Here is a 20,707-nt window from a genome sequence, read left to right as displayed (position 1 = left end):
AAATATCAAGAGGAAATTTTATCATAATATTCTCTTGAAACTAAAGGAAATATCGTTATACTTGTCTTATAGAAGAAAAAAAATTTCTTTATTAATGCTTCAAAAAAGCTGAGAGAAAAAAGGTGCAAAAATTATATGAAAAGATTACTGATTGCTTGTGAAACGATACGTGACGAAGTAGAAATGGCAATGAAAAAGCAAGGCGTTGCGATGGCGACCGTGTGGATGCCAAATAATCTCCACGATTCTCCGGAACGGTTAAGAGCGGCGCTACAGGAAGAAATAAATAAAGCGGAAGCGTCATACGATGAGTTATTGTTTGCTTACGGCAATTGTGGAAACGGACTTTTGGGTTTGCAAAGTGAAAAAGCGACGATCATCATCCCCCGATTTGGGGATTGCATCGACATTCTTTTATGTGAAAAATGCAACCTGGACCGTGTTCGTACCAATACTTACTTTCTGACAGAGGGATGGCTCCGGGGCGATCGATCATTGGATAAGGAGTACGAATACAATGTTAAAAAATATGGTGAAAAACGTGCCAAGATGGTTGCCGGCATTATGTACAAGAACTATAAAAATTTGATGCTGATCGATACCGGGGCCTTTGATGTCGCAGAAAATCTTCCCCGCGTACACGATATCGGAAAACTGATCGGGCTGGAGGTGGTCGTCGATCAGGGTAGCATTTCACCGCTGGAAAAACTTGTTTCAGGACAATGGAATGAAAGCTTCTGTGTCGTCCCGCCGGGGCGTCCGACCACTAAAGATGATTTCGACGGGGTCGACGTCAGAAGTGCCTAGCTTTATTTCAGCAGTTCGTCGATGATTTTTTCGCCAAGCCGTTTATAATGAACACCCGTTTGAAAAAGTAAAAGAGCCGTGAGCAGGGTATTGTTTTTTTTAATATCTTCTTCATTCAGCCACTCTTCAGCTATTGCCGGAGTGGTTTTTTCTTTGACCGCGGAATAAATGGCCTGCACCTGGGACGAAAAGTCCGCCAGAATCAGGTCGTCGCAGTCAAGATAGGTCTGATACAGGGTGTCAAGATATTTCGGGTCCTCCTGAACGGGGATCACGGCGAAAAGAGCTTCGATATCGTCCATGCTGGAAATCTGTTTCAATTCATAGAGCAGTACCATCAGAATAATATGATCCCGGGTATATTTCTTTTTCTGTGCCGGTTTCAACAGTTTGTTTTTGGTGTAATTATTGATCATTGTCTTTGTCAGAAGCTTGTCTTCCGGATGACGCTTTTTATGGGACAGGTTCTGATCAAAGAGCGTGGTCAGCTGATCCATGTACAGGCTGATGTTCGGAATATCGCTGAGTTCCATATGTTTTGCCAGTTCAAGATCTTCAATTGCGGCCTTTAGCCATTGTTCATCCATTAAGATCTCCTTTTTTATAGGTGTTTATTATTATAATAAACGAATTATGCAAAAAAAACAATAGACAAATACATTTTGTAGTTATATTATATATATTATAAAATTAATAGATGACATCATATAGTTATATAAACTATATGCGAAAGGATGTATTATGAAACAATTTCGCGACCCTGTCAATGCCCTGACCCATCTTATTGGGGGAATATTATCCGTCTTTGGTATAATCGCCATGTTCTGGTTGATTATTGCAGAAAACAATGTCACGCCGCTGACCGTGATTTCAGTGCTGGCCTTCGGGATGGGACTGATCTGTTTATACTTTACAAGCTTCACCTATCATGCCTCGCTTGGCAGCGAAGAAAAGGTGCTGCATCTCAGAAAACTGGATCATTCCATGGTTTTTATTCTCATTGCCGGGAGTTACACGCCATTTTGTCTGCTTTGTCTGACGGGAACGATGCGAATGGTGATGATGCTTGCAATCTGGGGCGTGGCTCTGGTCGGGATTGTTCTTAAAGTGGCCTGGATACAGATGCCCCGCTGGCTGGGAACGGCTTTATATATTTTCCTGGGCTGGTTTGCCCTGTTTGTTCTGGTTCCGCTTTATTATGCGTTATCCCTGGCGGGCTTTTTATTGTTGGTTGGGGGCGGTGTGATGTATACTGTCGGCGGTGTGATCTATGCCATTAAAAAGCCGAATTTCTCAGAAAGCTTTGGTTTTCATGAATTATTTCATATTTTTGTAATTTTAGGATCACTTTGTCATTTTATTTGTGTTTTTTTCTTTATTCTTTAGAAAAAAAATGTTATAATAGCTGGGTAATTTAATTTTTAGGAAAATTCTGGTTGTAATTTTATAAAAGTTTGAATCGTGTTGTCAATTGCATCACTGCAAAAAAAAAACTCAATTTTTTGTGGTGATTTTTTATTTGTGTAAAAGCATTGAAGCAAACAAGTGCTGGCTCACAGTTGGTAGGCAGTTTCGCAATTACCTAAAGAAAACGAAAAGAAAAAGGAGCATGGAAATTAATGCAAACAAAGTATATTTTTGTCACGGGTGGTGTAGTATCTTCTCTTGGAAAGGGAATCACGAGTGCCTCATTGGGACGATTGCTTAAAGCAAGAGGCCTTAAGGTATCCATTCAGAAATTCGACCCATATTTGAATTTTGATCCGGGAACCATGAGTCCCTATCAGCATGGGGAAGTATTTGTCACAGAAGATGGGGCAGAAACGGATTTGGATTTAGGTCACTACGAACGCTTCACGGATGAAAATCTTTCCAAGTTCAGCAATGTGACAACCGGAAAAGTATATTGGAATGTTATCTCAAAAGAACGACGTGGCGATTATCTTGGCGGCACCGTTCAGGTTATTCCGCATATCACCGATGAAATCAAAGACGGCATTCTGCGAGTTACCGAGCACAGTCATCCCGATGTGGTCATTACTGAAATTGGGGGCACGGTGGGAGACATTGAAAGTCTGCCATACCTGGAAGCCATCCGTCAGTTTGAAGGCGACCTGGGAGATGAGAATGTATTGTATATCCATGTGACGCTGCTGCCTTATCTGAAAATGGCCGGAGAGCTTAAAACTAAGCCCACCCAGCATTCTGTAAAAGAGCTTCGCAGCATTGGTATTCAGCCGGATATCATCGTGCTCCGATCGGAAAAAGAAGTAGATGACAGCTTAAAAAGAAAGATATCCCTATTCTGCAACGTGGACAAGCGATCGGTCGTGACCAATAAGGATGCAGCCGAACTCTATGAAGTACCGCTGGTTCTTGAAAAAGAGGGCTTGGCAGAACTGGTTTGTGAAAAACTTAAAATCGATTGCAAAGAACCGGATTTAAAAGATTGGAAGGACCTGGTTAAAAAAGCAAAGAGTCTGGAAAACAAAGTCACCATTGGTCTGGTCGGAAAATATGTTGAACTGCATGATGCCTACCTGTCAGTTGCAGAAGCCCTGCGACACGGTGGCATCGGCAATAATTCCGAAGTTGAAATAAAATGGATTCATTCAGAAGACATCAATGAAGAAAATGTCGAAAGAATGCTCAAGGATATGGACGGTATCATCGTACCGGGCGGCTTTGGTCATCGCGGCGTGGAAGGAAAAATCCATGCAATTCAGTACGCCCGTGAAAACAAGGTGCCATTTTTGGGACTTTGTCTGGGACTGCAGCTGGCAGTCGTTGAGTTTGCCAGAAACGTAGCCGGACTCAAGGGTGCTCACAGTATCGAACTGGACCCTGAAACACCGTATCCGGTGATCAACCTGATGGAAGAACAGAAAAAGATCATCAACATGGGTGGAACCATGCGTCTGGGATCATATCCGTGTGAGCTGCTGGAAGGCTCCAAGGCCCGAGAAGCATATGGCGAAAAAGATATCAATGAACGCCATCGCCATCGTTATGAAGTCAATGATGAATACATCGATATTTTAACCGAAAAAGGCCTTGTTTTCTCCGGAATGTCTCCGGATCGGGTTCTGGTTGAAATGATCGAAATTAAAGATCATCCATGGTTTGTTGCAACCCAGGCACATCCTGAGTTCAAATCACGTCCGAATAAACCCCATCCACTTTTCAAAAGTTTTGTCAAAGCAGCCTTACTGGCAAAGAAATAGCGAACTAAAAAAGTCAAGATCCTAGATCTTGATTTTTTTTATGGATAAGAACACAAGATATATTGACCTGAATGATTGTGGATAACTTTTAAAATGTGGATACAAACGATGGTTTCGTGTGGATAACTCCCGCTTTAGCTGTGGACAATGTGGATAACTCTGTTAAGAAGTACATAAAACAACTAATAGAGCCAAAGTGATGATGAAAATTAGAAACACAAAATTGTTAACAAAAAAAAGCAAATTAGACACAGGCTGTGGAAAATAAAATAAGATTGTCACGAATCATAAATGGGGATATAATGAAAGATATTCATTGAGAACTGCAAGAAATAAAAAATAAAGGTGAAATAGATGCATAAATATGGTTTTGTTCGAACGGCCTGTGCTGTTCCTGAATTGAAATTGGCAGATTGTCAGTATAATATTGGAGAAATAATTTCACTGGCTGCATCGGCTTGGGTGCAGGGTATCGAGGTCGTGTTGTTTCCGGAACTTTGTATTACCGGCTATACCTGTGGGGATTTATTTTTTCAACGGGAGCTTCAGCAGAATGCGCTGAAGGCGCTGGATGATTTATGCCAGTGGTCGGCCGGAAAGAAGATGCTGATTGTCGTGGGGGTGCCGTTAGTCATTGGTGGGAGTCTTTACAATTGCGCAGCGGTTTTAAACGATGGAAAGATATTGGGGATGGTTCCCAAAACCTATATTCCCAATCATCAGGAATTTTATGAAAAACGTTGGTTTGCTTCATCAAAATCGCTGCTTCAAAAGGAGATAACGATTTGTGACCAGACTGTTCCCATCGGGACGGATCTTTTGTTTCAGCATGCCGGCATGGCAGAATTTGTCGTCGGAATAGAAATCTGTGAAGATTTATGGGTGCCGATTCCGCCGGGAAGTTTTCATGCCGTCGCCGGTGCAACGGTTATTTTAAATCCCTCAGCCAGCAATGAAATTGTCGGAAAAAGTGATTATCGGCGCGAACTGATCCGATCACAGTCAGGCCGCTGCAACGTTGCTTATCTGTATGTTTCGGCCGGATTTGGCGAATCAACAACCGATCTTGTTTTCGGCGGAAATGCCATCATCTGTGAGCGCGGGGTTTTACTGAAGGAACTGCCAAAATTCAATTTAGGAAACGAAATTCTGGCGGCGGATCTCGATGTCGAGACCTTAATCCATGATCGCCAGGTACAAACCATTTCGGATTCAACGGATTTAATAAAAGAGCGGCCTTACCGCCGAATCATGTTTGAGACGCTGGCCGCAGAAGACTATCAAGGCGAAGTCAATGCCCAGCCTTTTGTTCCCGGGGATCAAAACCGTCGAAATGAACGGTGCGAAGAAATATTCAATATTCAGACCATGGGGCTGGCTACCCGTCTGAAGCATATTGGCAATGCGCCGATGGTCGTTGGCATATCAGGCGGGTTGGATTCGACCATGGCCCTGCTGGTTTGCGTCAGTGTCTGTGACCGGTTCAATATTCCACGGGAAAAAATTCATGCCGTGACGATGCCAGGTTTTGGAACCACGGATCGGACCTATGATAATGCGGTCGCGCTAATCAAGGGTCTGGGCGCAAGTTTCCATGAAATATCGATTGTGGAAGCCTGTAAGGCTCACTTCAAAGATATCGGACAGCCGCTGACGCGGCATGATGTCACTTATGAGAATGGGCAGGCCAGAGAACGAACCCAGATTCTGATGGATTTATCCAATAAACTAGGTGGAATTGTGGTCGGAACAGGTGATCTTTCAGAACTGGCCCTCGGCTGGGCAACCTACAATGGCGATCACATGTCGATGTACAATGTCAATGCCAGCGTTCCCAAAACGCTGATCCGCTATCTGGTGAAATGGGTTGCTGATCAGTCAGCGGAAACCGAAATTCGGAAAATACTGACTGACGTTCTCGATACGCCGGTTTCTCCCGAATTGCTGCCGCCGGATGAGCATGGCAAAATCGCTCAGAAGACCGAGGAAACGGTTGGGCCCTACGAACTCCATGATTTTTTCATCTTTCAGGTGGTCAGACATGGATTCTCACCCGAAAAAGTATACTATCTGGCCTGCAAGGGCTTTAACGGTGTTTACGACGGCAAGACAATTTTCAAGTGGCTGAATAATTTTTACCGACGCTTTTTCAGCCAGCAGTTCAAACGATCCTGTGCGACCGATGGTCCGAAGGTTGGCTCCGTTTCTTTTTCACCCCGGGGAGACTGGCGAATGCCATCTGATGCCAACTCAACCCAGTGGCTGAAAAGCCTGGATAAAATGAAAATCGAATTATAGGCAAAAAAAGAAGCCGTTGCGATGCAACGGCTTCTTTCAGATATTTATTCAGGATCGCTTTCGTTTTCTTTTTTTGAGTAATGCTGGACCAGTACTTCATGTTTAAAATTGATGAAGTCCAGAATTTCCTTTTTTCCTTCTTTGCTGACCATGGCGTAACCGAAAAGTCCCAGCAGATCTTTCATTTCGATCGGCTTTTTCAGCTGCTCCTCGGAATTCAATGAGCCTTCGGTTTTAAGCTTTGCATCGTTTAAAGAGGTGGGATTGTCAGTACGGCAGAGAAGGTAATCAACCGATACATCAAAAAAATCGGCAATTTCAACAAGCAATTGATTCTCGGGCAGGTTTTTATCCTTTTCATACTTAGAGATTGAACTTTTATTTAAATCAAAATGTTCTGCAAAATCCTGCTGGGTCATATCCTTGTTAATCCGCAGTCGTTTTAATCGGGTTCCGAAACTAGACATTATTTTACCTCCAAAATTATTCATAATTTTATATAAAAGATAAGGCAATCATTAAGATTGATTCTTAATTCAAGTATACACGAATTAACGGTTTGTGAACAGTTTTTTTGAAGAAAGTGCCAAACGGGAAACAATTAAAATCGAACATGAATCAGTCTCATTGTTTCTTAAGGGGAAAAAGCACGACTTGTTCTTTTATTGCTGCTGGTGTATAATGAGTTGTTATATATTCGAGAAAGGATACTAAATGAAATTTACAGAATTAGAAGTTAATGAACAAATCCTACAATCCATCGAAGCGATGGGCTTTGTAGAAATGAGTGAAATCCAAGAGCAAGCAATACCGAAGTTAATGATGGGAGGAGACCTCATTGGAAAATCACAAACAGGAACAGGAAAAACTGTTGCGTTTGCGATTCCAGCCATTACAAAGCTTGATCCTGCTATAAAAAAAGTACAAGTTTTAGTTCTATGCCCAACCAGAGAGTTGGCCGTACAGGTCTCAGACGAATTTAAAAAAGTTCTGAAATACCAGAAAGGTATTAAAGTTCTACCGATTTATGGGGGGGCTTCGATTGAAGCGCAAATCAGAGATCTTAAAGCCGGCGTACAGATCGTAGTGGGAACACCCGGCCGGGTGATGGATCACATGCGACGAAAGACATTGAAACTCGAAGACATATCCATGGTCGTTCTGGATGAAGCGGATGAAATGTTAAACATGGGATTCAGAGAGGATATTGAATTAATCCTTGATGCAATAGCACATGATGTCCAAATCGCGTTGTTTTCAGCAACAATGCCGAAGCCTATTTTAAAGATTGCAGAAAAATATTTAAAAAATCCTGCATTTATTGAAATATCGCCTAAGAATATGGTCGCACCAGGCATTGAACAGAAGTATTTCAATATCAGCGATCACAATAAATTCGAGGCATTGACCAGGCTTTTAGATGTTTATAAACCACAACGATCACTGATATTCTGCAACACCAAAAGATATGTGGATGAAATCACCGATGATTTAAAAAAACTGGGATATTCCGTCGATAAAATCCATGGCGATATGCGTCAAATGTCCCGTATGGCCGTTCTTAAACAGTTCAGCCGGGGTCAGTTGAACATTTTGGTTGCAACAGATGTAGCCGCCAGAGGGATTGATGTTGACGATGTGGACATTGTGTTTAATTACGATGTGCCTGACAATGAAGAATACTATGTGCATCGGATTGGTCGAACCGGACGTGCCGGAAAAAATGGTTTGTCCCTGACACTGGCAAGAAGCCGCGACCAATTCAGACTTAAAAAAATCACCGACTATACTAAAAAGAGTATCGAACGTGATCTGATTCCAACCAGTGATGTGATCAATGACATTAAGATTGCCCATTTCCACGAACGATTTAAAATCCGGGCTGAAAAGGGCACGCTGGACAATTATATCCAAATAATTGATGACCTTAAAGAAAAGGGTTATTCGGCAGAAACCATTGCCGCCGTATTGCTGCAATCACAACTGCCTTTATCAGAAGCGGAAGACCTTAATATGGTGGAACGTCGTTCGCGACGTCCGGAAGGTGGTCATCGCAGAGATGGTCGCGATAGCAGAGACGGTCGTGTTCGTCGTGAGGGAGGCTCCCGCGGAAGCAGAGGACCGGAAAAGACAAAACGTCTTTTTATCAGCGTCGGCGAAAAGGACAAGGCTCAGAAGCGTGACATCCTCGGAGCGATTTGCGGAGAATGCGGTATTTCATCCTCAGCAGTCGGCAACATAGATATGTACGATAAATTTACCTTTGTCGATGTTGATGAAGAACATGCCAAAAAAGTCGAAAAGAAACTAAACGGCAAGATAATTAAAGACCGCAAGGTAAAAGTAGAAATTTCAAAAAAGAAAAAATAATTTAAATTAGACAAACTTTGATTGAAGGCTGACATTGTTGTCGTGTGCCAAATCAGCAGGTTCGAACAGGCTTGGCCTGTTCGCTGTGATGCATGCAGCTCGGTAAATGTTGTTTTTGAAAGTTTGTCTTTTTATTTTCGCAAAAATCGCAATAAATATTTTTGGAGATGTTATGAAACAAACACAAGAGACTCAAATTAAAAAAGAAAATAAAATGGGCACAGTCCCAATTCCCCGACTGCTCTTTGCGATGTCATTGCCGGCAATTATTTCGATGCTGATTCAGGCCATGTATAATATTGTCGACAGTATTTTTGTGGCACAGGTGGGGGAAGAAGCCCTGACCGCAGTTTCGCTGGCGTTTCCGGTCCAGATGATCATCATCGCCTGCTTTGTGGGAATGGGCGTCGGCATCAACTCCGCCATTTCCAGACGTCTGGGTGAGAAAAAAAAGAGTGAAGCCGTGAATGTGGCGGAACATGGATTTATCATTGCTATTATTTTATCGCTGATCATGGTGGTGATCGGCTTTTTCATTTCGGAAATGTTTATCAGCCTGTTTACGGATAACGAACTGATTATTTCACAGGGGCGTAACTATCTTCTGATTGTGACCATGCTGAGCTTTGGCAGCATCATTACCCAGGCGGCATTCTCGACGCTCCAAGGCTCTGGCGATATGATCAAACCGATGATCGGGCAAATTCTGGGGGCGGTATTGAACATCATCTTCAATCCGATTCTTGTTTTCGGCCTGTTCGGATTTCCCGCGTTGGGGGTGGTCGGTTCGGCGATTGCAACGGTTTCCGGGCAGATTATCGGGATGGGCTATATGCTTTTTGTTGTGTTCAAGGGCAAAAACAATTTGCTGAAACTGGACTTCAAGTCATTTCATTATGACAAAACCATTTTTAGAGATATTTTAAAAGTCGGCTTGCCATCGGCGATCATGCAGGGCCTGGCTTCGATCATGATAACCGGCTACAACCTGATTCTGGCAACCTTCGGCATGTCGGCGGTGGCAGTTTTCGGGATTTATTTCAAGGTTCAGTCGTTCGTTTTCATGCCGATATTCGGTTTGGCGCAGGGCGCCATGCCTATTTTCGGATTTAATTTCGGCGCCAGAAACGAAAAACGGTTTAAGGATACCCTCAAGGTGGTCACGACGGTGGCACTGATTGTCATGTGCATCGGCGTACTCATTTTCTGGGTTTTCCCGACGCAAATCATGTCGGCTTTCAATCCCTCGGAAGAGATGATGGCGATTGGTATTCATTGCCTGCGAGTGATCAGCCTGGCCTTTCCGGTTGCCGGTGCATCGATCATGATCGCGACAAGCTTTCAGGCCATTGGCAAAGCGCATGTGAGCATGATCGCTTCGTTTATTCGACAGATGATTTTTCTTCTGCCGGTTTCCTTTTTACTGTCCCGAATCGGCGGACTTGACCTGGTCTGGTATGGATTCCTGATTTCGGAAATCGTCTGTCTGGCTTACGAGCTCCATATGTACAGGCGGTACAAACGGACAATCTTCAGCAAATGGGAAGCCGTGCCCACGGCCCCGTAAATGCAGCAACACAAAGCGCCCTGAAAAGAATTTTCTTTTCAGGGCGCTTTTTTTTTATGGTTATTATTTTTTAGAATCAAGCTGCTGATTGATGATGTCAATGCTTTTGAGGAGCAGCTGTTCAAGACGGGAAGACGCGCCGCTGAGGTGGAGGTAGCCGATCAGGGCCTCAAAACCGGTGGCGTAGCGATAATCAGATGCTTTGGCATTTTTGGGAACCTGGGAGGAGGTGTTTCTCCCGCGTTTCACGATCCGGTGTTCTTCTTCCGTCAGCTCCGGAATCAGGGTGTGAATGACCAGCGACTGGGCACTGGCGCGGACATATTTTACCGAGGTCTTGGTCATGAAGTTCACATTCTGGTGGCCGCATCCGATCAGGTATTTCCGGACCGCATCCGAAAAGATGCCGTCCCCGATATAGGCCAGAGCCAGCGGATTCATGGCTCCCGCCTGAATTTTTGTAAAGGGCTTCTCGATAGCCGCTTTGATGATCTCAAGGTCGGTCAGGCTTTTTTCCATTTAACACCTTCCCGGGTATCTTCCAGGACAATGCCCATGGCCAGAAGTTGATCACGGATTTCATCCGATCTTTTGAAATCTTTTGCTTTTCGGGCCGCCTGGCGTTGTTCAATCAGGGCTTCAACGTCAGCATCAAGACTGGTTTCTTTCTCCTTGACAGCAAGGCCCAGAACCGTCGTGAGTTCGCCAAAAAGCGCCTGCGCTGCCAGAATCGCCGGTTTCGAGGAGTTTTCATCAAGGAAAGTGTTGAGCTCCCGGACCAGCTCAAAAATGACTGAAATGGCATCGGCGGTATTGAGATCATCCTCCATCGCTTCGATATAGGATTTTTTGTATTTGTCCAGAGCGGTGATCCAGCGGATCTCATCTTCAGAAGCCGTCGCGGCAACCGCTTTTTCCAGCAGAAAAAGCATCTGGTATTTGGCGGTGTAGAGGCGCTCAAGAGCCGTTTGCGCCTGCTGCAGCAAGGGCTCGCTGAAATTGACCGGGCTGCGGTAATGGGCCATCAGCAAAAACATTCTCACGACTTCCAGGTCAAAGGTTTTGGCAATATCTCTGACCGTGAAAAAATTGCCTTTTGATTTGGACATTTTTTCATTGTTGATATTGATGTAGCCATTGTGCACCCAGTAATTGGCAAACGGCTTGCCGCAGGAACCTTCGGATTGGGCAATTTCATTTTCATGGTGGGGAAAAATGAGATCCTGTCCGCCGCCGTGGATATCGATGGTCTCGCCCAGGTGCTTTCGCGACATCGCTGAACATTCGATATGCCATCCCGGACGGCCCTGGCCCCAGGGGCTTTCCCAGTAGGGCTCCCCTTCCTTCTTCTTCTTCCAGAGTGCGAAGTCCAGGGGACTCTGTTTTTCATCGTTGATGTCGATACGGGCGCCGGATTTCAAATCCTCAATGGACTGCTTTGAAAGCTTGCCGTAATCCCTGAAATGGTCCACCCGATAGTAGACGTTGCCGCCAATATTATAGGCCAGTCCCTTTTCTTCCAGGGTTTTGATCATCTGAATGATTTCCGGGATGTGCTCGCTGACTTTGGGATGGAGCGATGCGCGCTTGATGCCCAGAGCATCGGCATCGACAAAATATTCCCGGATGTATTTTTCGGAAACCGCCTGGGGGGAGATGCCCTCTTCATGGCTCCGATTGATAATTTTGTCGTCAACATCAGTAAAGTTCTGAATGAAGGTCACTTCATAACCGGTATATTCTAAAAATCGGCGCAGCACGTCAAAGACGATAAAGGGACGGGCATTGCCAATATGAAAATAATTATATACAGTCGGACCGCAAGAGTACATTCGCACCTTTCCAGCCTCAATCGGCACGAATGTTTCTTTTTTTTGTGTGAGGGTATTATATAATTTCATAAATTTTAACCTTTCGTTTTATTTCTTAACTTGAGTGTGTTATGATAATACATTATACACTAAAGATAAGATTAAGTGTCAATGGATAAAATTTTTTAGAGAGAAATTTCTGGAATGACAGGAAATGATGAGGATGCTCCATGGAAGAAAATATGAAGCGACATGCTCTGGCGCAGGCAATACTGGCCCTTGAAACAGAAGAAGAATGCAATCTGTTATTGGAAGATCTTTGCACCATCAAAGAAATTGAAGATATGGCGCATCGTTTCGAGATTGCTTATCTGTTGTCTCAGGGAAAAACGTTTATTGATGTGGAGAAAAGTACCGGCGCAAGCTCTGCCACGATCAGCCGGGTAAACCGTTGCCTGAAATACGGAAAAGGCTATCGTTCCGTCATTGAAAAAATGAAAAACAATCAAAAATAGTATGCAGGGCCTAATCTTATTTAAAATTTAAAATTAAAGGAGTTGAGTGTAGTGATGAAAGCTGTGAAGAAGTCGAGGAAATTGGACAACGTTTGTTATGATATTAGAGGACCGGTGGTTGAAGCGGCGGACCGTATGCAACGGGAAGGAATTGACATTATCATGCTCAATACCGGCAATACTGCACCCTTTAATTTAATGGCACCGGATGAAATTGTTTACGATATGAAATATAATATCAAAGATGCCGAAGGGTATTCCAATTCCCAGGGAATATTCTCGGCCCGCAAAGCGATTGTGCAGCATTATCAGACCAAAGGAATCATGGATTTGACCGTGGACGATGTCTTTCTCGGCAATGGTGCCAGCGAGCTGATTCTGTTCTGTATGCAGGCGCTGCTGGATGACGGCGATGAAATACTGGTTCCATGTCCAGATTATCCGTTGTGGTCGGCTGCTGTCAACCTGGCTGGCGGGACGGCCGTTTATTATACCTGTGATGAAGAATCAAAATGGTATCCCGATCTTGAAGATATGAGAAGCAAGATTACACCCAATACCAAAGGCATTGTGGTGATCAACCCCAACAATCCAACCGGAGCGCTGTATCCCAAAGAAATTCTGGAGGGCATTGTTAAAATGGCCGTTGAAAATGATCTGATCATTTTTGCGGATGAAGTATACGATAAAATTCTTTATGATGGGGCCGTTCATACCCCGATGGCAACCCTGACGGATGAAGTGCTGGTGGTAACCCTCAACAGTCTTTCTAAATCCCACCGCATTCCCGGATTCCGGGTCGGCTGGATGATCATAACCGGCAACCGAGAAAACGCCGGGGACTATATTGAAGGAATAAAAATGCTGGCCAATATGCGGCTGTGTTCCAATGTACCGGGACAGCATGTGATTCAGACCGCTCTGGGCGGTTATCAGAGTCTGAATGATCTGCTCAAGCCCGGCGGCCGTCTGTTTGAACAAAGGCGGATTGTCTACGAACGGGTCAATGCCATTCCGGGTTTGTCCTGTACCAAGCCGGAAGCCGGTTTTTACACTTTCCCCAAAATTGATAAAGAGATGTTCAATATCAAAAGCGATACGCAGTTTGCGGTGGATTTCCTGAAGGAAGAACGCGTGCTGATGGTTCAGGGAACCGGGTTCAACTGGCCCAACCAGGATCATTTCAGAATTGTGTTTTTGCCGCATCCGGGAGATTTAACCGAAACGATGGATCGGCTGGAACGGTTTATGTCGACCTATCGGCAGAAATAGTTCTGCCGATGAAGTCGGATGATTTTTAAAAGATTGGAAGAATGATGAAGAAACGTTTGATGAGAAATAGAGAAAGCGGAATTATCGCCGGTGTCTGCGCTGGTATTGGTGATTACTGCCATGTCAATCCATGGGTGTTCAGAGTTCTGCTTCTGTTGCCCTTTGTGCTGAGAGTTGTGCCCGGAATTTTAAGCATCGTGATCTACATTGTGCTGGTTCTTGTGCTGCCGGACCGAGACCGCATTGAGCAGCAGGGCGTGGTCGAAGTTGATTATGAAATCGTCGATGATGAAGCGGATGATCATCCCGACGCTGAAGTGAATGCCAGTGAAAAAACATCGGAGAAGGTTCATTAATAATGCTATCAAAAACAATCAAAACAAAATCAAGTCAGGAAACCTATGATTTTGGGAAACGACTGGGGGAAGCATTCAGCTTCCCCCTGGTTGTTTTCCTGCGCGGCGAAATGGGTGCCGGTAAAACGGTCTTTTCCAAGGGCTTTGTCAAAGGAATGGGAATCGATGACGAAGTGACGAGTCCCACCTATACCATTGTCAATGAGTATGGCGATCCCGCCCGGATTTTTCATTTTGATCTCTACCGTCTTCAGGACGGCGATGAACTTTACGAAATGGGCTTTGAGGATTACCTCAATCTGGGGGGAACCCTGATTCTGGAGTGGCCGGATCTACTTGCGGATGACGTGTTTGAACATAAACTGGAGATTACGCTGAAATCCGCAGTGGCGACACCGGATCAGCGGGAAATTGTTCTCGAGACAGACGATCCTGAAATAATGGAAATTCTGAATACAATCTGAGGCGGAAAATATGGAAAGACGATTAACCAGTGTCATTATTCCGGCAGCAGGGCAAGGCAGCCGGATGAATGCCCCGGTCAACAAGCAGTATTTGAAGATCAAGCAGAAGCCGGTTCTGGCCTATACTCTGGATGCATTTGAGCAGTGCCCGCTGATTGATGAAATCATTCTGGTCATCAACCAGGACGAATTTGAAATCTGCCGGCGCGAGGTGCTAAAACCCGATCGTTATGCGAAGGTCAAACTGGTTGCCGGCGGCAGAACCAGACAGGAATCCGTCTATAACGGGCTGATGGCGGTGGCACCCCAAACAGCGATAGTCATGACTCACGATGGCGCCAGACCGATGATTCAGCAAGCGGTGATTGAAAAGAGTATCCATGAAACCAGCCGGTATGGGGCAACGGTCGTGGGTGTGCCGGCGAAAAACACCATCAAGATCATCGACGATCAGGGCTTTGTGGAAAGCACGCCAGACCGAAATTACCTGGTGGAAATCCAGACCCCCCAGACTTTCGAATACACGCTGTTAAAAAAAGCCCATCAACAAGCGATCGAGATGGGGATTGCCGGAACCGATGACGCCTTTCTGGTTGAACGGCTTGGTTATCCTGTCAAAATCGTCAGCGGCGATTATTCGAACATAAAAATCACGACGCCGGAAGATCTGATTATTGCTGAAGCCATCATCAGACAACTTGAAAAAAAGCATCAGTAACACGAGAAAAATTAAAAGATTATTAAACAAATATAAGAATGAACCAAAAAAAGTCGTTATTTGACATAGTTTTTGCTTCATTCTTTATTTATTGGGAAAAAAAAGATATAATGAAAGATAGGATTATTCACCATATTGAACAGAATGTGAGAACGTGGAGGAAACCATGATTGAATTATCAGAAGAAATTCTATTAAGAATGTATTATAAAATGAACCAGGCCCGCTTTTTCGAAGAGAAAGTCGAGGATCTTCTAAAAAGGGGAATTATTGATGAAACGGTTTATCTTTCAAAGGGCGAAGAAGCAACCGGGGTCGTATCCGGTCTGGCTCTGGAAAAAGGCGATCTGGTTTCGATGACCCATCGCGGACATGCCCAGGCCATCGGCTTTGGACTGGATGTCAATCTGATGATGGCGGAACTGCTGGGAAAATCAACCGGTTACTGCAAGGGCAAGGGCGGCTCCCTGCACATCGCCGATGTGCTAAACGGAAATATCGGAGCCAACGGCATCGTCGGCGGCGGATTTACGCTGTCCTGCGGCGCGGCATTGACCCAGAAGCATAAAAAAACGGGGCAGGTTGTTCTGTGTTTTGCCGGTGACGGCGCAACCAATGAAGGCAGCTTTCACGAAGCAATGAATCTGGCCTCCGTCTGGAAACTGCCCATCGTCTTTTTGATTGAAAACAATCTTTACGGCATGTCGACGCCAATCGCAAAACATATGAACATTGAGAATATTTCGGATCGCGGTGCGGGCTATAACATTCCCGGCCTGACGATTGACGGCACCGACTTTCTTGAAATTTACGATGTCATGACAAAATCACTGCGCTATGCCAGGGCGGGCAGAGGCCCGGTGCTGGTGGAAGCAAAAACATATCGTTTCTGTGGCCATTCCAGTGACGATCCACAGGTTTATCGCAGTACCGAAGAGGTTCAGCAGTGGCAGGAAAAAGATCCGCTTTTCAGACTGAAAAAATATCTTCAGGAAAATCGCGTTTTTACCGGCAAACAGCTGGAAACCATCGAAGGTGAAGCGAAAAGCTCGATTGAGCAGGCGGCAGAATTTGCGTTGGAAAGTCTGGAACCCGATATTACCACAGTTTTAGAAGATGTATACGCGTGAGGGGTTAATGATGGAAATAAATGAGATGAAAAAAATGAAGTATCGCGATGCCATACGTTTGGGCATGACGGAAGAAATGCGACGGGATGACGCCGTCATCTTTTTGGGTGAAGATATTGGCCGCTACGGCGGTGCATTTGGTTTGTCGGCCGGGATGCTTGATGAATTCGGCGAAGAACGGGTGCTGGATACCCCCATATCGGAAGCGGCGATTGTCGGCACGGCTGTCGGTGCCGCCCTCACCGGACTGAGACCGGTCTGTGAAATGATGCATATGGACTTTGTCACCCTCGGGATGGATGCGCTGGTCAATCAGGGCGCCAAAATGCATTACATGTTTGGCGGACAGGCACAGGTCCCGCTGGTGCTGCGCTTGCCGGCCGGTACGGGAGACGGCGCCGGCGCTCAGCATTCCCAGAGCCTGGAGGCATGGCTGTGTCATGTTCCCGGATTAAAAGTGGTCACACCGTCCACCCCGGCACAGGCAAAAGGTTTGATTAAAGCAGCCATCCGCGACAATAATCCGGTCTGTTTCATCGAGCCCAAAGCGCTTTATCAAACCGAGGGGCTGGTTCCACTGGACGATGATTATACCATTGAGATCGGAAAAACATTGATCGAACGCCCGGGCAAGGACGTGACGATTGTGGCCTACGGGACCCTGCTGGCAAAAGCGATGGAGGCGGCAGCGTTTCTGGAAGAAGAGGGGATTGAAGTTGAAATCATCAATCCGGTCACCCTGTATCCCATGGATATGCAGCCGATTGTGGAATCCGTTATCAAAACAGGACGTCTGATCGTGGCCCATGAAGCACCTAAAACGGGTGGCGTCGGCGGGGAAATTGCAGCCCGCATCGCGGAAAGCGAAGCTTTTGATTATCTCAACGCGCCGATTCTCAGGCTGTGCGGGATGGATGTGCCGATTCCTTACAGCAAAGAACTGGAGGCATCAGTGGTGCCGCAAAGAAATGATTTTGTTCATGGGGTTTATCGCCTGCTTAATCGGGAATAGGGAGTAAAGACATATTATGGCAAAAGAAGAAATATTACCGAAATCAGGGATCGACGTGACCACTGGCTACTCAGGAGCAGAAGGCGAAGCAGTACAGAAGCCGTCACTTCAGATGCCTGCTGAAACTGAAATGGCCGCAACTGACAGTGAAAAAGTGAAACCGGAAACTGCCACTGTCATATCGGCAGCAGAAATTCAGGCGGAGCTGCCATCGGAGCCGGTTCAGGAAGCAATTCAGGAAGCAATTGAGGAGCAGGCCGCAGCAGAGCCTGAGGAGGACCCGCGACTGGGAAAAGTAAGAGCCACCCCGGCGGCCCGACGCCTGGCAAGGGAACACGATATCGACATTCAGACCCTTCTGGGATCCGGACAGAAGGGTCGGATTCAGTTGGAAGATGTCAGTCGGATGGTGATCATTCGGCCGGGTCCTTCCGATTACCGTTCGAAGGAACCGGCAGTCATCGGGACTGTGCTTGACGAAATCGCGGGAAATTCCGAAAATGTTTATTCGGATCCTTCAGGAGAAGCGACACCGGAGACCGGGAAAATTGAGCTCAGGAAGTCTGAAGCCCGAAAGCCTAAAACCACGAAGAGCTGGGGCAGAAAGTCGGAACCGAAGGAGCATGAGATTAAAAAAACGGAAGTTCCCCGGAATGCAAACAGAAACCCCAAACAGGAAACGATGCCAAATCCGGAGCTCGATTTTGTACCATTTGTGGAAGGTGAAGTTGAACCGTTACGCGATGAGATTATTGTCAAAGCGGTGCCAATGAGTGAGCTTGAAAATACGACATTCGAAAAAAACACATCAGACAATGCAAAAAATAACATGACAATCCCGGAAAATCGGCAGAACAGCGCCGAGCAGCTGGTAAAAGTCAGTCTGGAAACAGCGGTGATCACCCTTACGACAGAAATTGACATGACGGAAGTAAAAGACCTCCGCAAGAAAATAGCAAAGAAAATTGAATTACAGTCCCACTATCGCTGCACCTATACCGATTTTCTATTGATGGCAACGGCCAGGGCGCTGATGAAACATCCCCTGATCAACAGCACTTTTGAAGACCATGCCATCATCCCGCATGCTTACGCGCATTTGGGATTGGCCGTCGATGGCGAGGATGGCATCATTATACCAGTGATCCGAAATGCCCAGGAGATGACTTTTATTGAAATGGTGAAAAGTCGGGGAGAAACCCTGAAATCGGTGAAGCATAAGTACCTGACTCAGGAAGACCTCAAGGGCAGCACATTTTCTATCTCGAATCTCGGCATGCATGGCATTCTGGAATTCACGGCCATCATCAATCACCCCAACAGCGCCATTCTGAGCGTGGGTGAGGTGGTTCAGCGGCTGCGGGTGCATCAGGGCGAACCGATGGTAAGATCCGTCATGAAAATCACCCTGAATCTTGATCATCGTGTCGCAGACGGGATGGAAGGCGCAAAATTCTTAAAGAATATCAAGGCCGACATGGAGAATCCATCACTATTGTTGTTCTAGAAACGAAGATTGAAACGGATTGAGAAAAGATAACGTTACCAGAAAAATAATGATTGTCACACGGAAGCAAGTTGTGTTAGACTAAAAAACATAAATAAGGTTACTGAAAATACACGAAGCAGATGAAAAGCAATGGCCAATTGTCTGCTTTTTTTGTATCTAAATGAGAGTTCAAAATTGGAAGGAGTTACAAAGTTTGGAGAAAATATTAAAAGAGGGAATCACTTTTGATGATGTCCTGTTGATCCCCGCAAAATCAGAAGTGCTGCCTAGTGACGTCAATACCGGCACAAGACTTACCAAGAAGATTTCATTAAATATTCCCATCATGAGTGCCGGTATGGATACTGTCACAGAAGCCCGTTTAGCAATCGCAATGGCTAGAGAAGGCGGAATCGGTATTATTCATAAAAACATGAGCATTAAAGCACAGGCATTTGAAATAGATAAGGTTAAACGTTCAGAAAATGGCGTTATTGTTGATCCTTTCTTTTTATCTCCAGATCATTGTATTGGCGATGCACTTGAATTAATGGCCCGTTACCGAATTTCCGGTGTTCCTATCACCGAAAATGAAAAATTGGTGGGAATTATTACAAACCGTGACCTGCGCTTTGAAAATGACCCCAAAAAGAAAATCAAAGATGCCATGACCAAGGAGAACCTTGTCACCGCAGAAGAGGGAACGACACTTGAAAAAGCGGAAGCCATTTTAAAACAATACAAGATCGAAAAACTTCCAATCGTCGATGACGACAATAATCTTAAAGGTCTGATCACCATTAAGGATATCGAAAAGAGCATCAAATATCCAAAAGCAGCCAAAGATTCCCGCGGCCGTTTGCTTGTCGGCGGAGCAGTTGGCGTTACCAGCAATACGATGAAACGGGTGGAAGCCCTGGTTAAAGCACAGGTCGATGTGATTGTGGTGGATACAGCGCATGGACATTCTGCCGGTGTTGTCAAAACAGTCAAGGCAATTAAAGAAAAATTCCCGGATCTGCAGCTGATTGTTGGCAATATCGCCACCGGAGCAGCAGCAAAAGATTTGATTGACGCCGGCGTGGATGCTCTGAAAGTCGGAATTGGACCCGGCTCCATCTGTACAACCCGAGTTGTTGCCGGGATCGGCGTGCCGCAGATCACCGCGATTCTCGATGTCGTTGAGGCGGCAAAAGAGAACGATATTCCGGTTATCGCCGATGGCGGCATCAAGTACTCGGGCGACGTGGTGAAAGCCATTGGTGCCGGCGCAGATGTGGTTATGATTGGTAGCCTGTTTGCCGGAACCGAGGAAAGTCCTGGAGAAACCATCCTTTATCAGGGCAGAACATTTAAAACCTATCGGGGCATGGGTTCGCTCGGCGCCATGAAAGACGGCAGTTCGGACCGATATTTCCAGGAAGGTCAGAAAAAACTGGTGCCTGAAGGCGTTGAAGGCAAGGTTCCTTACAAAGGCAGTCTTGCCGATACCGTGTTCCAGTTAGTTGGCGGATTGCGTTCCGGGATGGGATACTGCGGCGCGGCCACGATCAAGGATTTAAGAGAAAAATCCCAGTTTATCAAGATCACCAGTGCCGGACTGATTGAAAGTCATCCACATGATATCTCGATTACCAAAGAATCACCGAATTACAATAGCGCTCAATTTTAAGGA

The 20,707-nt window shown here is 45.5% G+C and carries 19 protein-coding genes; 15 read left to right on the top strand and 4 right to left on the bottom strand.

Annotated elements, in window-relative coordinates:
* Positions 1 to 135 precede the first annotated feature (135 nt).
* Complete coding sequence (locus GH808_RS03920) at positions 136 to 807, top strand: DUF1638 domain-containing protein (RefSeq protein WP_186841494.1); 672 nt, start codon at positions 136 to 138, stop codon at positions 805 to 807.
* 2 nt (positions 808 to 809) lie between these two features.
* On the opposite strand, the gene GH808_RS03915 is transcribed toward GH808_RS03920, so the two are convergent.
* Entirely contained in the window at positions 810 to 1,394 is a 585-nt protein-coding gene (locus tag GH808_RS03915; RefSeq protein WP_186841493.1) for a DUF1836 domain-containing protein, read from the bottom strand.
* Positions 1,395 to 1,548: 154 nt separating this feature from the next.
* On the opposite strand from GH808_RS03915, the gene trhA reads away from it, so the two are divergent.
* From trhA to GH808_RS03900, 3 genes are all read left to right on the top strand, one after another.
* Positions 1,549 to 2,193: a PAQR family membrane homeostasis protein TrhA gene (gene trhA, locus GH808_RS03910; RefSeq protein WP_186841492.1), complete on the top strand. Its 645-nt coding sequence runs from the start codon at positions 1,549 to 1,551 to the stop codon at positions 2,191 to 2,193.
* 233 nt (positions 2,194 to 2,426) lie between these two features.
* Complete coding sequence (locus GH808_RS03905; protein ID WP_186841491.1) at positions 2,427 to 4,031, top strand: CTP synthase; 1,605 nt, start codon at positions 2,427 to 2,429, stop codon at positions 4,029 to 4,031.
* Positions 4,032 to 4,385: 354 nt separating this feature from the next.
* Entirely contained in the window at positions 4,386 to 6,329 is a 1,944-nt protein-coding gene (locus tag GH808_RS03900; protein WP_186841490.1) for an NAD(+) synthase, read from the top strand.
* Between the two features lie 44 nt (positions 6,330 to 6,373).
* On the opposite strand, the gene GH808_RS03895 is transcribed toward GH808_RS03900, so the two are convergent.
* Entirely contained in the window at positions 6,374 to 6,796 is a 423-nt protein-coding gene (locus GH808_RS03895) for a helix-turn-helix domain-containing protein (RefSeq protein ID WP_243166096.1), read from the bottom strand.
* 247 nt (positions 6,797 to 7,043) lie between these two features.
* Here GH808_RS03895 and GH808_RS03890 point away from each other — a divergent pair, with 247 nt between their 5' ends.
* Together GH808_RS03890 and GH808_RS03885 are read left to right on the top strand one after the other, a co-directional pair.
* On the top strand, positions 7,044 to 8,699 hold the full coding sequence (locus GH808_RS03890; protein ID WP_186841488.1) for a DEAD/DEAH box helicase: 1,656 nt from the start codon (positions 7,044 to 7,046) through the stop codon (positions 8,697 to 8,699).
* A gap of 172 nt (positions 8,700 to 8,871) precedes the next feature.
* Positions 8,872 to 10,266, top strand: a complete 1,395-nt coding sequence (locus tag GH808_RS03885; RefSeq protein WP_186841487.1) for an MATE family efflux transporter — start codon at positions 8,872 to 8,874, stop codon at positions 10,264 to 10,266.
* Between the two features lie 63 nt (positions 10,267 to 10,329).
* On the opposite strand, the gene GH808_RS03880 is transcribed toward GH808_RS03885, so the two are convergent.
* Positions 10,330 to 10,785: a Mini-ribonuclease 3 gene (locus GH808_RS03880; RefSeq protein ID WP_186841486.1), complete on the bottom strand. Its 456-nt coding sequence runs from the start codon at positions 10,783 to 10,785 to the stop codon at positions 10,330 to 10,332.
* Complete coding sequence (cysS, locus tag GH808_RS03875) at positions 10,770 to 12,167, bottom strand: cysteine--tRNA ligase (RefSeq protein WP_186841485.1); 1,398 nt, start codon at positions 12,165 to 12,167, stop codon at positions 10,770 to 10,772. The genes GH808_RS03880 and cysS overlap by 16 nt, the downstream gene beginning before the upstream one ends.
* A 140-nt stretch (positions 12,168 to 12,307) precedes the next feature.
* Between cysS and GH808_RS03870 the strand changes: the two genes are divergently transcribed.
* The 9 genes from GH808_RS03870 to guaB all read left to right on the top strand — a co-directional run bounded on the left by GH808_RS03870 (position 12,308) and on the right by guaB (position 20,704).
* A complete protein-coding gene (locus GH808_RS03870; protein ID WP_186841484.1) occupies positions 12,308 to 12,592 on the top strand; it encodes a YerC/YecD family TrpR-related protein in 285 nt (94 codons plus the stop codon).
* A 54-nt stretch (positions 12,593 to 12,646) separates the two neighbouring features.
* A complete protein-coding gene (locus tag GH808_RS03865) occupies positions 12,647 to 13,864 on the top strand; it encodes a pyridoxal phosphate-dependent aminotransferase (protein ID WP_186841483.1) in 1,218 nt (405 codons plus the stop codon).
* Between the two features lie 59 nt (positions 13,865 to 13,923).
* Positions 13,924 to 14,220 (top strand): PspC domain-containing protein, encoded by a 297-nt coding sequence (locus tag GH808_RS03860; RefSeq protein WP_243166095.1) that lies wholly within the window; start codon positions 13,924 to 13,926, stop codon positions 14,218 to 14,220.
* Positions 14,221 to 14,222: 2 nt separating this feature from the next.
* Positions 14,223 to 14,684, top strand: coding sequence for a tRNA (adenosine(37)-N6)-threonylcarbamoyltransferase complex ATPase subunit type 1 TsaE (gene tsaE, locus GH808_RS03855; RefSeq protein ID WP_186841482.1), 462 nt, complete (start codon positions 14,223 to 14,225; stop codon positions 14,682 to 14,684).
* A 10-nt stretch (positions 14,685 to 14,694) separates the two neighbouring features.
* Positions 14,695 to 15,402 (top strand): 2-C-methyl-D-erythritol 4-phosphate cytidylyltransferase, encoded by a 708-nt coding sequence (gene ispD / locus GH808_RS03850; protein ID WP_186841481.1) that lies wholly within the window; start codon positions 14,695 to 14,697, stop codon positions 15,400 to 15,402.
* Positions 15,403 to 15,568: 166 nt separating this feature from the next.
* Positions 15,569 to 16,531: a thiamine pyrophosphate-dependent dehydrogenase E1 component subunit alpha gene (locus GH808_RS03845; RefSeq protein ID WP_207722251.1), complete on the top strand. Its 963-nt coding sequence runs from the start codon at positions 15,569 to 15,571 to the stop codon at positions 16,529 to 16,531.
* Positions 16,532 to 16,538: 7 nt separating this feature from the next.
* Positions 16,539 to 17,543, top strand: a complete 1,005-nt coding sequence (locus GH808_RS03840) for an alpha-ketoacid dehydrogenase subunit beta (RefSeq protein WP_186841480.1) — start codon at positions 16,539 to 16,541, stop codon at positions 17,541 to 17,543.
* Between the two features lie 16 nt (positions 17,544 to 17,559).
* Positions 17,560 to 19,050 (top strand): 2-oxo acid dehydrogenase subunit E2, encoded by a 1,491-nt coding sequence (locus GH808_RS03835; RefSeq protein ID WP_186841479.1) that lies wholly within the window; start codon positions 17,560 to 17,562, stop codon positions 19,048 to 19,050.
* A gap of 196 nt (positions 19,051 to 19,246) precedes the next feature.
* The gene (guaB, locus tag GH808_RS03830; RefSeq protein ID WP_243166094.1) at positions 19,247 to 20,704 is read left to right on the top strand and encodes an IMP dehydrogenase; all 1,458 of its coding nucleotides are present in this window, start codon (positions 19,247 to 19,249) and stop codon (positions 20,702 to 20,704) included.
* The last annotated feature ends 3 nt before the right edge of the window (positions 20,705 to 20,707 follow it).

This window comes from Acetobacterium fimetarium (genome assembly GCF_014284475.1).
GTDB lineage: Bacteria > Bacillota > Clostridia > Eubacteriales > Eubacteriaceae > Acetobacterium > Acetobacterium fimetarium.
The sequence above is the reverse complement of the archived record's forward strand: the minus strand, read 5'-3'. Positions and strand labels throughout refer to the sequence as shown.

Excerpts from the sequence above, each read along its gene's own strand:
- GH808_RS03920 (WP_186841494.1), top strand. The coding sequence starts at position 136 with ATGAAAAGATTACTGATTGCTTGTGAAACGATACGTGACGAAGTAGAA.
- GH808_RS03915 (WP_186841493.1), bottom strand. The coding sequence starts at position 1,394 with ATGGATGAACAATGGCTAAAGGCCGCAATTGAAGATCTTGAACTGGCA.
- trhA (WP_186841492.1), top strand. The coding sequence starts at position 1,549 with ATGAAACAATTTCGCGACCCTGTCAATGCCCTGACCCATCTTATTGGG.
- GH808_RS03905 (WP_186841491.1), top strand. The coding sequence starts at position 2,427 with ATGCAAACAAAGTATATTTTTGTCACGGGTGGTGTAGTATCTTCTCTT.
- GH808_RS03900 (WP_186841490.1), top strand. The coding sequence starts at position 4,386 with ATGCATAAATATGGTTTTGTTCGAACGGCCTGTGCTGTTCCTGAATTG.
- GH808_RS03895 (WP_243166096.1), bottom strand. The coding sequence starts at position 6,796 with ATGTCTAGTTTCGGAACCCGATTAAAACGACTGCGGATTAACAAGGAT.
- GH808_RS03890 (WP_186841488.1), top strand. The coding sequence starts at position 7,044 with ATGAAATTTACAGAATTAGAAGTTAATGAACAAATCCTACAATCCATC.
- GH808_RS03885 (WP_186841487.1), top strand. The coding sequence starts at position 8,872 with ATGAAACAAACACAAGAGACTCAAATTAAAAAAGAAAATAAAATGGGC.
- GH808_RS03880 (WP_186841486.1), bottom strand. The coding sequence starts at position 10,785 with ATGGAAAAAAGCCTGACCGACCTTGAGATCATCAAAGCGGCTATCGAG.
- cysS (WP_186841485.1), bottom strand. The coding sequence starts at position 12,167 with ATGAAATTATATAATACCCTCACACAAAAAAAAGAAACATTCGTGCCG.
- GH808_RS03870 (WP_186841484.1), top strand. The coding sequence starts at position 12,308 with ATGGAAGAAAATATGAAGCGACATGCTCTGGCGCAGGCAATACTGGCC.
- GH808_RS03865 (WP_186841483.1), top strand. The coding sequence starts at position 12,647 with ATGAAAGCTGTGAAGAAGTCGAGGAAATTGGACAACGTTTGTTATGAT.
- GH808_RS03860 (WP_243166095.1), top strand. The coding sequence starts at position 13,924 with ATGAGAAATAGAGAAAGCGGAATTATCGCCGGTGTCTGCGCTGGTATT.
- tsaE (WP_186841482.1), top strand. The coding sequence starts at position 14,223 with ATGCTATCAAAAACAATCAAAACAAAATCAAGTCAGGAAACCTATGAT.
- ispD (WP_186841481.1), top strand. The coding sequence starts at position 14,695 with ATGGAAAGACGATTAACCAGTGTCATTATTCCGGCAGCAGGGCAAGGC.
- GH808_RS03845 (WP_207722251.1), top strand. The coding sequence starts at position 15,569 with ATGATTGAATTATCAGAAGAAATTCTATTAAGAATGTATTATAAAATG.
- GH808_RS03840 (WP_186841480.1), top strand. The coding sequence starts at position 16,539 with ATGATGGAAATAAATGAGATGAAAAAAATGAAGTATCGCGATGCCATA.
- GH808_RS03835 (WP_186841479.1), top strand. The coding sequence starts at position 17,560 with ATGGCAAAAGAAGAAATATTACCGAAATCAGGGATCGACGTGACCACT.